The sequence below is a fragment of the Corynebacterium tuberculostearicum genome, assembly GCF_030229345.1.
GTDB classification, from domain to species: Bacteria; Actinomycetota; Actinomycetes; order Mycobacteriales; family Mycobacteriaceae; genus Corynebacterium; species Corynebacterium tuberculostearicum_G.
Genome location: NZ_JASPGP010000009.1, coordinates 51,514 through 65,712 on the forward strand (window position 1 = coordinate 51,514; position 14,199 = coordinate 65,712).

The 14,199-nt window shown below is 57.8% G+C and carries 13 protein-coding genes; 7 read left to right on the top strand and 6 right to left on the bottom strand.

Features of this window, described 5'->3' with window-relative positions; genetic code table 11:
- Positions 1-50 precede the first annotated feature (50 nt).
- The 4 genes from QP884_RS07485 (at position 51) to QP884_RS07500 (ending at position 5,902) form a co-directional block, all read left to right on the top strand.
- Positions 51-596 (top strand): adenine phosphoribosyltransferase, encoded by a 546-nt coding sequence (locus tag QP884_RS07485; protein ID WP_005324978.1) that lies wholly within the window; start codon positions 51-53, stop codon positions 594-596.
- Positions 597-682: 86 nt separating this feature from the next.
- Positions 683-2,971 (top strand): RelA/SpoT family protein, encoded by a 2,289-nt coding sequence (locus tag QP884_RS07490; protein WP_284821550.1) that lies wholly within the window; start codon positions 683-685, stop codon positions 2,969-2,971.
- A 188-nt stretch (positions 2,972-3,159) separates the two neighbouring features.
- Positions 3,160-5,232 carry a bifunctional metallophosphatase/5'-nucleotidase gene (locus QP884_RS07495; RefSeq protein ID WP_284821551.1) on the top strand — a complete coding sequence of 691 codons (2,073 nt, stop codon included), beginning with the start codon at positions 3,160-3,162 and terminating at the stop codon, positions 5,230-5,232.
- A gap of 97 nt (positions 5,233-5,329) precedes the next feature.
- Positions 5,330-5,902: a DUF421 domain-containing protein gene (locus tag QP884_RS07500; protein WP_005328507.1), complete on the top strand. Its 573-nt coding sequence runs from the start codon at positions 5,330-5,332 to the stop codon at positions 5,900-5,902.
- A gap of 130 nt (positions 5,903-6,032) precedes the next feature.
- Here QP884_RS07500 and QP884_RS07505 read toward each other — a convergent pair whose 3' ends face one another.
- A complete protein-coding gene (locus tag QP884_RS07505) occupies positions 6,033-6,320 on the bottom strand; it encodes a hypothetical protein (RefSeq protein WP_005328506.1) in 288 nt (95 codons plus the stop codon).
- A gap of 358 nt (positions 6,321-6,678) precedes the next feature.
- The gene (locus QP884_RS07510) at positions 6,679-7,539 is read right to left on the bottom strand and encodes a peptidylprolyl isomerase (protein WP_284821552.1); all 861 of its coding nucleotides are present in this window, start codon (positions 7,537-7,539) and stop codon (positions 6,679-6,681) included.
- Between the two features lie 143 nt (positions 7,540-7,682).
- Between QP884_RS07510 and tpx the strand changes: the two genes are divergently transcribed.
- From tpx to hisS, 3 genes are all read left to right on the top strand, one after another.
- Positions 7,683-8,180 (top strand): thiol peroxidase, encoded by a 498-nt coding sequence (gene tpx, locus QP884_RS07515; RefSeq protein ID WP_284821553.1) that lies wholly within the window; start codon positions 7,683-7,685, stop codon positions 8,178-8,180.
- 83 nt (positions 8,181-8,263) lie between these two features.
- Positions 8,264-8,899: an MBL fold metallo-hydrolase gene (locus QP884_RS07520; RefSeq protein ID WP_284821554.1), complete on the top strand. Its 636-nt coding sequence runs from the start codon at positions 8,264-8,266 to the stop codon at positions 8,897-8,899.
- A gap of 5 nt (positions 8,900-8,904) precedes the next feature.
- Entirely contained in the window at positions 8,905-10,194 is a 1,290-nt protein-coding gene (gene hisS / locus QP884_RS07525) for a histidine--tRNA ligase (RefSeq protein WP_284821555.1), read from the top strand.
- A gap of 26 nt (positions 10,195-10,220) precedes the next feature.
- Here hisS and QP884_RS07530 read toward each other — a convergent pair whose 3' ends face one another.
- From QP884_RS07530 to QP884_RS07545, 4 genes are all read right to left on the bottom strand, one after another.
- Complete coding sequence (locus QP884_RS07530; protein WP_284821556.1) at positions 10,221-10,796, bottom strand: TetR/AcrR family transcriptional regulator; 576 nt, start codon at positions 10,794-10,796, stop codon at positions 10,221-10,223.
- Positions 10,797-10,806: 10 nt separating this feature from the next.
- Entirely contained in the window at positions 10,807-12,216 is a 1,410-nt protein-coding gene (locus QP884_RS07535) for an L-serine ammonia-lyase (protein ID WP_284821557.1), read from the bottom strand.
- 171 nt (positions 12,217-12,387) lie between these two features.
- Positions 12,388-13,047, bottom strand: coding sequence for an FMN reductase (locus QP884_RS07540; RefSeq protein WP_284821558.1), 660 nt, complete (start codon positions 13,045-13,047; stop codon positions 12,388-12,390).
- 2 nt (positions 13,048-13,049) lie between these two features.
- Entirely contained in the window at positions 13,050-14,162 is a 1,113-nt protein-coding gene (locus tag QP884_RS07545) for an LLM class flavin-dependent oxidoreductase (RefSeq protein WP_284821559.1), read from the bottom strand.
- Positions 14,163-14,199 lie beyond the last annotated feature (37 nt).

The window sequence follows — 14,199 nt, forward strand, 5'->3', positions numbered from 1 at the left end:
CCGAATATCGGGCGTTCAAAACCTCTCGCAATTATTTCTCAAGGAAGATTATGAGTTCGCACTACGAATCAGCAGCACAGGCACTCAAGGATAAGGTTCGCCTCGTTCAAGACTTCCCGGAGGAGGGCATCCTCTTCGAGGACCTCACCCCAGTCTTGGCGGACCCAGAGGCATTTCGCACCGTAGTGGACGGCTTGGCGGCCGCCTGCGAGGAATTGGGCGCAGATATGATTGGCGGCCTCGACGCCCGTGGATTCCTCCTCGGCTCGGCCGTCGCCTACAAGATGGGCCTAGGCATCTTGGCCATCCGCAAGAAGGGCAAGCTTCCCCCACCGGTATATACCGAAGAATATGAGCTGGAGTATGGCTCCGCGGCGCTGGAGATTCCAGCCAGCGGCGTTGACATCAAGGGCAAGCGCGTGGTGCTTGTCGACGACGTCTTAGCCACCGGTGGCACCCTCCACGGTGCCAAGCTTTTGCTTGAGTCCGCAGGTGCCGAAGTCGCTGGCAATGTGGTGGTGCTGGAAGTCAAGGGTCTCAATGGGCGTGAGCGTTTATCCGGCCCACCGCTCATTGTGTTGAATGCCACAGACTAAGATGGGATGCCTAAGCTAGATCGCACGATTTAGTTGGACATGAGGCCACAAGGCCCGTGGCACTGTGAAGGGCGGTAGATTTGGCCATGGACAAACCCGTAAAGCGCCAGTCCGGCGGCGGAATGCGCAGCATGTCGGCTCGCCTAGCTCGTTCGCTTACCGGCGGCCGAGTGAAGGTAAATCCGGTGCTGGACCCGTTGATGTCCATCCACCGCAAGTTTCACCCCAAGGCCGATGCTGATCTACTCAATCGCGCCTATGACACCGCGGAGAGGCTTCATGAGGGTGTCTTTCGCAAATCCGGAGAACCGTATATCACCCACCCGCTCGCCGTGGCGACGATCGCGGCGGAGATCGGTATGGACACCACCACCATCGTCGCAGCACTGTTGCACGACACCGTGGAGGATACGGACTACTCCCTAGAGGACCTCACCCGAGACTTCGGTCCGGAGGTGGCTCGCTTGGTCGATGGCGTGACCAAGCTGGACAAGGTGGCGCTGGGTTCGGCCGCAGAGGCCGAGACCATTCGTAAAATGATTGTCGCCATGGCCACCGACCCCCGGGTCCTAGTCATCAAGGTCAGCGACCGCCTGCACAATATGCGTACCATGCGGTTCCTCCCGCCCGAAAAGCAGGCTAAGAAGGCGCGGCAGACCCTAGAGGTTATCGCGCCGCTAGCTCACCGACTAGGCATGGCCAGCGTGAAGTGGGAGCTGGAAGACCTGTCCTTTGCCATCTTGTATCCGAAGAAGTACGACGAGATCGTACGGATGGTGGCAGATCGTGCCCCCTCGCGCGATCGCGCGCTGAAAGAGATCATTAGCCAGGTCAGCGGGGCGCTGAAGGAAAACGGCATTGAAGCCGAGGTTATGGGCCGACCAAAGCATTACTGGTCCATTTACCAAAAGATGATTGTGCGCGGCCGCGACTTCGCGGAGATCTTCGACCTCGTAGGAATCCGCATCTTGGTCGAGGACATCAATAACTGTTATGCCGCGATCGGCGTGGTCCACTCGATCTACCAGGCATTGCCGGGGCGCTTCAAGGACTATATTTCCTCGCCGCGATTCGGCGTGTATCAGTCGCTGCACACCACGGTGCTGGCAAATGGCGGCGCTACCTTGGAAGTCCAGGTACGTACCCACGAGATGCACTACAACGCCGAATTCGGTGTGGCTGCTCACTGGCGCTACAAAGAAACCAAGGGCAAGAACTCGGGCCACCAAGAAGAAGTGGACCAGATGGCTTGGATGCGCCAACTTCTGGACTGGCAGAAGGAAGCCGCCGATCCCAATGAGTTCCTCGACTCGCTGCGCTACGACCTGACCGCCAAGCAAATCTTCGCCTTTACCCCGAAGGGCGATGTGGTAAACCTGCCTGCCGGTTCTACACCGGTGGATTTTGCCTACGCAGTACATACTGAGGTGGGGCATAGGTGTATTGGTGCCAAGGTCAATGGCAAGCTCGTCGCGCTCGAATCGAAGCTAAAGTCCGGCGACAAGGTGGAAATCTTTACCTCAAAGGATCCCAACGCCGGTCCGTCCCGCGATTGGCAAGACTTCCTCGTGTCTGCTCGAGCCAAGACAAAGGTGCGGCAGTGGTTTGCTAAGGAACGCCGCGAAGAACACTTGGAAGCCGGCCGCGATGCCCTGGCGACCGAAGTCCAGCGCGGCGGCCTTCCTATGCACCGCTTGTTTACTGCCAGCTCCATGAAGCAGGTAGCGGAGCAGCTGCACTATACCGACGTCGATTCGCTGTATACCGCCATCGGCGCGGGCCACGTATCTCCTCAACACGTGGCCAACCAATTGGTTGCCATGTTCGGCGACCAAGACGATGCCATCGACACCCTGGCCTCACGCACGCCACTGTCTGAGATTGAGCACTCCCGCGCCCAACACACCGAAGACTCGGCATCGGGCACGGGCATCTTGGTGGAAGGCAGCCCCGATGTGATGGCAAAGCTCGCCAAGTGCTGCCAGCCCGTGCCGGGCGATGCCATTTTCGGCTTCGTTACCCGCGGCGGGGGAGTCTCCGTGCACCGAGCCGATTGCACAAACGCGGAAAAGCTCAAGGCAGAACCAGAGCGCATGCTGGAGGTGGCCTGGTCTTCTGGTACCTCTGCGACGGGCGCTTTCTCTGCGACGCTGCAATTGGAAGCCCTTGACCGTCAGGGCCTCCTTTCGGAGCTCACCCGGGTAATGAGCGATCAAAACATCAACGTCTTGACCATGAACTCTAACCGCGGCGATGACCACATCGCGACGGTACGGTTCACCTTCTCCGTTTCGGACACCAAGCAATTGGGTACCCTGATGACCACACTGCGCAATACCGAGGGCGTCTTCGACGTTTACCGAGTAACCGCCTGAGGCGTTGTGCCCCTACCCTCAAGGAGGGGCGGGGCAAGCAACGCAAAGGCATCGGGCAGGTTACCGGTGTGTGAATTCTTGACTGCTGCGAGGTAAAGCTCCAGCACGCAACCTTATTTTCTCCTGCCAAGTAGTTAGCAAAGCGATATAAATTATCCTGTCGCTTTCTACTATTTAGGAGTACTTCAATGCAGTTCCGTCGCATCGGCCAGCTTGTGGCCGCCACTACTGTTTCCGCCGTTGCTCTCTCCGGCGCGCAGGCGGTAGCACAGGAAAACAAAACCACCATCTCCGTCACCAATATCACCGATATTCACGGTCACTTGGAGGACAAGATTGGTGACCCAGCAAAGGCTGGCGATGAAATCGGCGTAGCTCGCCTGCAGACCCTCATCAAACAGGTAAACGAAGGTCAGGAATTCAACCTGACCTCCTCAGGCGATAACGTGGGTGGCTCCGCCTTCGTATCTGCAATTTCTGATGACAAGTACACCCTCGAGGCCCTCAACCAGATGGGCATGAAGGTTTCTGCAGTGGGCAACCACGAGTTCGATAAGGGCACCGAGGATCTCACCGAGCGTATTCAGCCGAACTCCACGTACCCCATCCTGGGTGCAAACGTGCTTAAGGACGGCCAACCCTTGCTCAAGCCTTCTCACGTTGAAGATGTGGACGGCGTCAAGGTGGGCTATGTCGGAACCGTAACGGAGAACACCAAGTACAAGGTATCCGCAGCAAAGATCCCAGGTGTTACCTTCACGGATCCAGTAAAGGCCACCAACGATGAGGCCACCCGCCTGAAGGAATCCGGCGAGGCGGACGTCGTCGTCGCGCTGTTCCATGAGGACGCCCAGGAGTTTGCCCAGGGATTCAACAAGGACGTAGACGTGCTCTTCGGCGGCGATACCCACCAGCGCACCAAGGGCGAGATCCCCCGCGAAGGTGCCCTTCCATTGCAGTGGGCGCAGGGTCATGAGTATGGCAAGCTGCTTAACGACGTCGACATCACCTTTGACAAGTCCGCCAAGAAGGTAACCGACATCAAGCTCAGCCAGTACGACGCTACGGATGCTGCCACTGTTGATCCGGACGCCGAGATTGCGTCCATCGTTGAGAAGGCGCAGAAGGAAGCCGAGGTGGAAGGCTCTAAGACCGCCGGCAAGGTGCAGCAAGACCTGTTCCGTGGCTCTGATGAAGGCGCAGAACCTGGCTCCAACCGCGGCGTGGAATCCACCCTCAACAATTTCATTGCGGATGGCCAGCGCTATGCCATGAGCAAGCAGGTGGGCGAAGACATTGAGATCGGTGTTATGAACGCCGGCGGCGTGCGCGCTGACCTGAAGGGCGGAGACGTAACCTACAAGGACATCTTTGAAGTACAGCCTTTTGGCAACTCCGTGATTACCGCCAAGATTTCCGGTGAAGAGTTCATCCAGGCTTTGGAAAACCAGTGGCAGGAGGGAAGCCGACCACGCCTGGCCATGGGGCTTTCCAATAACGTCCAAGTAGTCTACGACCAGAAGGCCGACAAGGGCGAGCGCGTACAGTCTGTGACCATCAACGGCGAGCAAATCGATCCGAAGAAGGATTACTCCATTGCGCTGTCTTCCTTCCTTGCTTCCAGTGATGAAGAAGCAGGCGGCGACGGCTACTTCAACGCTGGTTCCATCAAGGACAAGAACGATGTGGGCTACATGGACACTCAGGCCATGATCGACTACATCAAGTCGGGTGAATCGGAGGTCCGCATGGGCCAGGGCCAGATTGGCGCCAACATCGAGGGGGACGTGAAGCCGGGCGAGGAAATCACGGTGAACCTGTCCAGCCTCAATTACTCCACCGACGGTGAGCCGATGGCCAAGAAGGCAACCGTCAAGTTAGGCGACGCTGAGCAGACCGTCGATATCGACAACGCTGCGCAAGAAGGCGATGCGCAATTTGGTGAGCGCGGTCGCGCAACGGTAAAGCTCACCGTTCCGGAGAACCTGAGCGGTACCCAGAACCTGGAAATCACCACCGACGCCGGCACTAAGGCAACTTTGCCACTCGAGGTAAGCGGCGAGGGCTCCGAAGAGCCGGGAGCTAAGCCTGCGCCAAAGGGCTCTTCCTTGTCCTCCAACGGCTCTTCCGTGGGCGGCGCAGTATTCGCCATCGTTGCAGCGCTGGTAGCTGGCGTTGCGGTTGTGGGCATGAACCCGCAGATTCTTCCTGCCCCAGCTCGCAAGATGATTGAGGACCTGCGCAAGCAGTTCCACATCTAAGACAGCACAGCACTAGGCGGAGCGGCTCTTCCTGAACGGGGGAGTGACGCTCCGCCTTTTCTGTATGTCTCGTGGCTGCCAGGTAACCTAAGCAGTCGTGGATACTCTAGAACTCTTTCTGCGCGAGATTACCTATCAACTGGGTATTGAATGGCACCGTATCCCCGTTGTCGTGCTGGCGACTTTGGGTATCTACCTATCCTTCATGGTGCTGGTGAAGCTATTTGGCTCTCGTGTGCTTACGTCCATGACGGCCTCAGATGCCATCATCATTATCATGTTTGGCGCGGTCGCAGGCCGCGTCATCGTGGGCAATCCACCGACCCTTGCCGCCGGCGTCATCGGCCTGACCACGCTGATGGCGCTCGAAGCAGCCTTCGGTACCATTCGCAAGGTAGTGAAGTGGACGCGCTTTCTAGACCGTCGTCCCATCCTCTTAGTCTTTAGTGGCGAGATGGTTGAAGATAACTTGGCGCTCGCACACATTACGGAGTCGGATATCTACTCGGCGGCCCGTAGAGCCGGCATTAGCCGCATGGAAGACGTACAGATAATGATCCTTGAGCCTACAGGCCATGTCTCCGTCATCAAGGTCGGTCAAGCCATCGACCCGGAGCTTTTCAAAGACCTCGTGGGGTCCGAGTACATCGAAGACGCTAAAGACGCTTAGGGCACACGCCAGAGCTTGGCAAGGAACGCAAAGACCATCCCTGCGCTCCCTTTGCCCCAAAGCACGCGAAAAAGCCGCTGCTTTCCACTAAGGGAAGCAGCGGCTTAAGAATCGCTATGAAGCGGTGACCTTACTTGTTGCCGAAAGGCAGGTCGAAGTACTTGTCAGCGAAAGCGAACAGGGTGCCCAGAGCGCCGATAACGGCGGTGAAGACGCCGATCCAAGCCTTGATCTCCTGAGGGTCAGCATCCTTGAGGGAGGAGCCCTGCTCAGCCGGCTCAGCTGGCTTGGTGGTGGTCGGCTTAGCAGTGGTGGACTGGGTGGTCGACTCAGCAGCGGTAGCCACGGTGGTGCCAGCGAAGGTCATGGACAGAGCGGTTGCGCCAGCAACGAGTGCCTTGCGGGAGAAAAGCTTCATTTTTTGATTCCTAACAAGCTTGGTGTGTTCAAAGACGTTTCAAATACTAGACAGGCTGACAGGCTTCCGCAACAGTATTGGCAGGTTTTTGTTCATTGGATGAACTACCTGAAAGCCCGCTGTGTGCTGCGAGTTCACTACTGTGATTCTTGTGATCTGGGGGAATTTCGGTGTTCTCGTGTTTCTGCAGCTTAACCCTCATAATCGGGCTCAGCTTAATTTAAGGAAAGGATAAGCCCCGGCGCATTCGTCCACGGAATGTGTGGTGAATGGCCGGGGCTTTGCGCCCGCCCCCGTTAGGGGGTGTGGTGCGGTGGGGTTAAAGGGAGGCGTCGCCAAGCAGGGCTTTTTCTGTCGCCTAAGCCTTGACGGTTGCCTTCTTAATCTTGACTTCCTTAGCGGGCTTGCCGTCTGGCTGGCCGCCTTCGACGCCGTTCTTGGCAATCTTATCCATCGTCTTCATGCCCTTGTCGGTGATGGTGGCGAAGTAGGTGTAGCTCGGGGCTAGCTCGGAATCGTCGTAGTTGAGGAAGAACTGGGAACCATTGGTGTCCGGGCCGCTGTTGGCCATGGCGACGGAGCCGCGCGGGTAGACAACGGGGTTCTGTGCGTCCTTCTCATCCACCTCGTCGGTGGGGTACTCATCAGCGAAGCTGAAGCCAGGTCCGCCGGAACCGGAACCGGTTGGGTCGCCGCACTGCAGTACGTTGATCCCGCTTGAGGTCATACGGTGGCAAACGGTGTCGTCGTAGTAGCCCGACTTGGCCAGTTCAGAAATAGCATTGGTGGTACACGGCGCCTTGGCGCGGTCCATTTCCATCTCAATGGTGCCCTGGTTGGTTTCAAAGGAAACGGTGACGGTGCCCTTGGTGGAAATATCCTTGCCCTTTGGCTTCTTAGCGCCATTGGACTCTTGACCGTTGTCCTCATACTTACAGGTCACGGTATCCGGCAGGGCCTTGGCCCGCTTGTCAGCGATGGGCTGCGCCTGTGGCGTTTCTTGCGAGGTCTCAGCTGCGGAAGATTCCTCAGCCTGTACGTTTTCATCGTCGCCTTCGCGGGTGGACAAGAAGTAGATGCCGCCGACGAGGGCGAGAATTACTACCAGGGAGGCGGCAACAACGCCTAGCGGGCGTGCCTTCTGCTTGCGTTCGCGGGATTTCAGCTCGCGTTCGAGCTTGCTCAGCGCCTCTTCGCCGCGCTTTTGATTATTTGGCACCGGGAGTCAACCTTTCTAGCGATTATCGGTGGCATGATTCAACCTGACTGAGTCTAGCGGTTCCCGACAGCTGAGAAAGCGTTGGCATGGAAAATTGAGCAAGTTAATAGCTCTAAAGCCCAATCATAAGTAAGCTGGTTTCTATGGTTGAACCAGATTTTACCGATCCGCCAACGCCCACCGTTGGTGAACTTCCCGCAGTGGGAGACCCGCTGCCCGAGTTTGAACTCATCGGTACCGACCTGCGTCAGATTACCAATGAGACTTTTGCGGGCACGCGCCTTATTATTTCCATCTTGCCCTCTATTGAAACCCCTGCTTGCCAGGATCAGCTGCGCCGCTTTCATGAGCAGGTGGCGCAACTAGACAACACTAAGCTTCTTTCCGTTTCTCTCGATTTGCCCTTTACTCTCAAGCGCTTTTGCGCGGCTGACGGCATTGATGATGTCATCGCCGCCTCCGCATTTCGCTCTGACTTTGGTGAGAAGTTCGGCGTGACTGTGCGCGATTCCGTCCTGGAAGGTTTGCTTGCCCGCTCCGTGGTGGTGGCTGATGAAAACCACAAGGTCATCCACACTCAAATGGTTCCTGGCGTGGTCACCCAGCTTGATTATGACAAGGTCTGGGATATTTTGCGTTAAGCCGTTCGGTGCTGCCGGCCTCTACTCATCCTGAAAATGGGGGAGGCCGGCTCTTTTTGTTTCGGGCAGCTAGGGTAATGGGTATGGAAATCTACGGTTTTACTGCCGGTCCGTTTCAGACCAATACCTACGTGATTGCGGAAGGCCGCCGCGCCTTCATAGTGGACCCGGGCATGAATGCGATGGAAAAGGTCCTCGAGCATGACTTGGACTATGAGGCTATCGTGCTCACACACGGCCATATTGACCACACTCGGGATGCCGGGTCTTTGGCAGAAAAGCTCGACATCCCTGTTTATATCCACCCTGCTGACAGGTTTATGCTTGACAGCGGCGAAGGAGTCTCGCCCCAGGCCCAAGAGCTTTTCGACGCCGCCCATATGACCCCCATCTCCGACCTCCGCGAGCTCCAAGATGGCGAAACCCTGGAGCTTATCGGTCATACCTTTGCTCTCAAACACGCGCCCGGGCATTCGCCGGGATGCGTGATGATTGTTTCCGAGGACTTTGCCCTCACCGGTGACGTGCTCTTCGCCGGGGCCATTGGGCGTACCGACTTACCCCACTCGGATCCCAATGCCATGCAGAAGTCGCTTGCTGGCCCAGTGTGGAGTCTGCCCGATAACCTTGACATTCTACCCGGCCACGGGCCCACCACCACGATGCGTAAGGAGAGGGCGACCAATCCCTTCTTCGCAACATTGAGGGAGGTACTGTAATACCCGTGAGTAAAAAGAAGCAGTTCCAAGCCCTGTCCGCCCCCAAAGGTGTCCCAGACTATTTCCCACCGCAGTCGGCCGCATTTTATAAGGTGCGCCAGACCATGGTGGAGCAGGCACATCTCTCCGGCTTCCAGCACATTGAGCTGCCCATTTTCGAAGACACCGCGCTTTTCGCCCGTGGCGTGGGCGAGTCCACCGACGTGGTGTCTAAGGAGATGTACACCTTTGCTGATCGCGGCGACCGTTCCGTTACTTTGCGCCCAGAGGGTACCGCTGGCGTAATGCGCTCGGTCATCGAGCACAACCTGGACCGCGGCCAGCTGCCCGTGAAGCTCAACTATTTTGGTCCGTTCTTCCGCTATGAGCGCCCCCAGGCTGGGCGCTACCGCCAGCTACAGCAGGTCGGTGTAGAGGCTATTGGCGTGGACGACCCTGCGCTAGACGCCGAGGTTATCGCCTTGGCGGATCGTTCCTTCCGCGCGCTGGGGCTTAGCGGCTTCCGCCTCGAGCTCACCAGCTTGGGCGATCGCAATTGCCGCCCGGCTTACCGCGAGAAGCTGCAGGAATTCCTCTTTAAGCTCGACTTGGATGAAGAGACCCGTCACCGTGCAGAGATCAACCCTTTGCGCGTGCTGGATGACAAGCGCCCGGAAGTCCAGGAGCAGCTTGCCGACGCCCCCTTGATGCTCGACCACCTCAATGACGAATGCCGTGAGCACTTCGAAACTGTCACCGGCATGCTGGACGATATGGGCGTAGCCTACGAGATTAATCCGCGCATGGTCCGCGGCTTGGACTACTACACCAAGACCTGCTTCGAGTTTGTCCATGACGGACTCGGCGCGCAGTCCGGCATCGGCGGCGGTGGCCGCTACGATGGGCTGATGGCCCAGCTAGGCGGTCAAGACCTATCTGGTATCGGCTACGGTCTGGGTGTCGACCGCGCCCTGCTGGCGCTGGAGGCTGAGGGCATCACCCTCGAAGGCGTGGAGTCCCGCGTGGACGTCTTTGGCGTTGCACTGGGTAGCGCCGCCAAGCGCACCATGACTACCCTGATCAATGACCTCCGCAAGGCTGGAATCTCTGCTGATATGTCCTTTGGAGATCGTGGCCTGAAGGGCGCGATGAAGGGTGCCGACCGCGCCGGTGCACGCTTCGCGCTGGTCTTGGGCGAGCAGGAGCTAGAAAATGGCACGGTTGCGCTCAAGGACCTTGCTGCTCATGAGCAGCACGACGTAAAGGTTTCTGACCTAGTGTCCGTACTTGCTCGGGAAATGAACGACGAGGCCTAAAATTCTGCGGCCGGTGGGCATCGCGCTTAGGCGCGGTGCCCACTTTTTATGCCCGCCAGAAAGAGATCAATGATCTTTTCCTGAATATCCGGCTGGTAGGCCTCAATATCAACCTCGCGGGGTCGTGCCAGGCTCAGCAGTCCCACAATGAATTCGAGGTGGGTGACGCCGGGGCCAATCTCGCCTTGCTCTTGGCCCAGCTCAATAAACCGTCGCCCGTTGCGCTCCAGAAGGTCGCGCTGGGCGGTTAACTCAGGGCTAAGGGAATCCAAATCCTGCGGGACGAACGCAGGGATGAGCGTGTTTAATCCCATGGTCAGGATATGGGTGGCGTAGGTCCGGACGTAGTCTTCCCCAGAATGTGTAGAGTTCTCGAAGTCCGAGATAAGGCGCTGTTGAAACTTGGCAAAGGCGTCACCCATATATTCCGCGCACGCGCGGATAAGGCTCGCGCGGTTGGGGAAGTTGCGATAGACCGTAGCCACACTTACGCCAGCCTGCGTAGCCACCTTTTCCAAAGCGACATCATTGCCGTGGGTACGAAAGAGCTGGCAGGCCGCGGCAATAATGGCGGTGCGGCGGTGAAGGGCATCTGCGCGCATGGAGTCCTTTTTAACACTCCACCTGCGAAACGCTAAAGCCCATGGTCTTGGCCAATCCGCCCAGGGAGGTCTCCTTGTACTTGGAGAGCATATCGCGGCCGGTTTCAGCCATGGTTTGTACCGCATTATCCAAGGTCACGTGGTGAGTGCCTTCTCCCATTTTGGCCATGCGCGCGGCGTTGATGGACTTTACCGCGCCGATGGCATTGCGCTCGATGCACGGAATCTGCACCAATCCGCCCACTGGGTCGCAGGTAAGGCCCAAATTATGCTCCAAAGCAATCTCAGCGGCGTTTTCCACCTGCGCCGGGGCTGCTCCCAGCAGCTCCGCCATGCCTGCGGCGGCCATAGCGGAGGCGGAACCCACTTCGCCTTGGCAGCCAACCTCGGCTCCGGAGATGGACGCGTTTTCCTTGATAATCATGCCGATGGCACCGGCGGTCAATAGGTACCGACGGGCAGTCGAACGGGTGAAGTCTGCGCGGAAATCGCGCGCATAATGCAGTACTGCTGGAATGATGCCGCAAGCGCCGTTGGTAGGTGCAGTAATGACGCGGCCACCGGCAGCGTTTTGCTCATTAACCGCTAGGGCGTACAGGTTAACCCACTCCATGGCGGAGAAACCGCAGCTGGTATCGTCCTGGTTTTCTAGCAACTGGGCATACATCTTCGGGGCACGGCGTGCCACACGCAGGCCACCTGGAAGAAGGCCCTTGGTGGAAATACCCTCGGTTACGCACTCACGCATGATGTCCCAGACCAAATCAAGGTGGCGCAAAACGTATTCCGCTCCGCCTTCATCGCGGTGCAAGGCCTCCTCGTTAGCAAGGACGAGCTCCCAAATTGCTTTGTCATGCGCCTCGCACAGGTTGAGCAATTCTTCGCCCGTGGTGAACTTATAGGGAACGGAATCATCTACCTGGGCGGCGGCTACGCCGGCGGGAACCTCATGGCTTTCGGCGACTTCCGCATCGAGCTCGGCGCGGGAGAGGATAAAGCCGCCGCCCACAGAGAAGTACTCTTCCTTTTCTGCGAGGAGGTTGCCGCTGTCATCCCAGGCGCTAAAAATCATGCCATTCGGGTGCTGGGGAAGCGGTTCATTATCAAAGACAATCTCATAGTCCACCGTGCCCCGGGGGCCAGAAATAGTTCCCTCGCTGGGGATAAAGCCGCCCGCGTGAGGTTCGGCGTCGATAGGCACGCTTAGCGGATCCCAGCCGGCGAGCCCAAGGATAACGGCGCGATCGGAAGCGTGGCCACGGCCAGTGGCGGAAAGCGAGCCGCGCAACTCCGTATATACCTTAGCTGGGTGCTTCTCTAGGGAATCGAGGAATTGCTTAGCCGCGCGCATGGGCCCGACGGTGTGCGAAGAAGAAGGGCCAATGCCGATGGAGAAGATGTCCGTGACGCTAATTGTCATAGTTAAGCTGTGCCGAACCTTTCTGAAGGGATAGCTATCGGGTGCTTGCTGTGCCGCTATTTCGGTCAGAGCGGGCCCCAAAGGGTAGAGGCAGATTTTATGTGACCAGGGTAGCGAAAGTCACACCTTCTATCAATCGCCGTCTATGCGTAGCACGGCTAGCGTTGTGGCTTATTTGCCGTACCCATTCAGGAGCTTGTCAAGAGGGATGAAGTTCTCCTTTGCTAACCGGACGGTAGAGCGGCCGCCCAGCCCGGTGAGATCACCGGCAATTCCTGGCACCCGGTCCCGCGGGGCAACGATCTGGTCAGCCAGCTGGATGGCAGAGCGCTCAATCCGGGAAGCGATGCGCTCTCCCTCCGGAGTGCCTAAGTCTTCTGCGGCCTGGAATACGCCCGTTGGCACGATGTTGGCGTGGAGTTGGTTAAATAGCGGGCGGAGCGCGTAGTCCAAAATGAGGGCATGGCGCGAAGACCCTGCCGTCGCTGCGATGATGGTGGGAAGGTTGTCGAGGGCATGGGGCTCCAAGGTGTCAAAGAACATCTTGAAAAGGCCCGAATAGCTGCCTTGGAATACAGGGGTGACGGCGATGAGTCCATCGGCATCGGCAATTTGCTGCTTGGCTCGGGCCAAAAGGGGCGTTTGCGCAGTCTGATCGGTCATGGCGGTAGCAAGTTCGAAAGCGAGATCGCGGACCTCAATGACGTCGATTTCGGCCCCTTCACCGCGCGCGGAGATTTTGGCGCGGGTGGCTTCAGCGAGCATGTCCGCCAACCTGCGAGAGGAAGACGGCTGCGAAAGGCCAGCTGAAATAACGAGGAGGGAGCGCATAACTAGTTTTCCTTTCCTGGGCTGACCTGAAGGTGCGAAGGATGAGGCGCAGAGAGCAAGCTTGCGTGCGTCGGCGGGTCAGAAGGCACGTGGCTCGGGCGGCGCTGCTCAAAGCGGCGTCGCAGCTCGGGGACTACTTGTGTGCCTAGGATTTCTATCTGCTGGAGAACTACTTCTTGTGGAAGTCCCGCGTGATCGATGAGGAATAGCTGGCGTTGGTAGTCACCGGCCCAGTCAGCGAAGCTGAGGGTCCTTTCAACTACCTGTTCCACGGTGCCGACGGTCAGTGGAGTCTGCGCCGTGAAATCCTCGAGGCTTGGCCCGTGGCCATAGACTGGGGCGTTGTCGAAGTAGGGGCGGAAGAAGTCTTTAGCTTCTTGTTCGGTTTCGCCAATGAAGACTTGACCGCCAAGTCCGACGATTGCTTGGTCCGCTTGACCATGGCCATAGCTTTCAAAGCGACGGCGGTAGAGGTCCACCAACTGAGCGGTGTGTTCCTTATTCCAGAAAATATTGTTGTGGAAGAAGCCATCGCCGTAGTAAGCAGCTTGTTCAGCGATTTGCGGCGAACGAATGGAGCCGTGCCAGACAAAGGGCGGAATTCCATCCAGCGGTGCCGGAGTAGCGGTAAATCCTTCCAAACCCGCGCGGAACTTTCCTTGCCAGTTAACGACTGGCTCGCGCCACAGCCTGCGCAGCAGGTGATAGTTCTCGATAGCCAAAGGAACGCCCTGCTGGATGTCTTTGCCAAACCAGGGATAGACCGGGCCGGTATTTCCGCGGCCGAGCATAAGGTCTACGCGGCCGTCAGCAAGGTGCTGCAGAAAGGCATAGTCCTCGGCGATCTTTACCGGGTCATTGGTAGTAATCAGCGTGGTCGCAGTAGATAGCTGCAAGCGTTTCGTTTGCGCCGCGATATAGGCCAAGTGCGTTGTAGGAGAGGATGGCACGAAAGGTGGGTTGTGGTGTTCGCCGGTTGCAAAGACGTCAAGGCCAACCTCTTCGGCTTTCAACGCAATCTCCGTCAAGTTGCGGATGCGCTCAGCCTCAGTGGGTGTCTTTCCTGAGATGGGGTCAGTAGTCAGATCCCCGATAGTGAAGATGCCGAATTGCATGGTTGCCTTTCTATGCGGTGCATAGGAGTAAAGATAG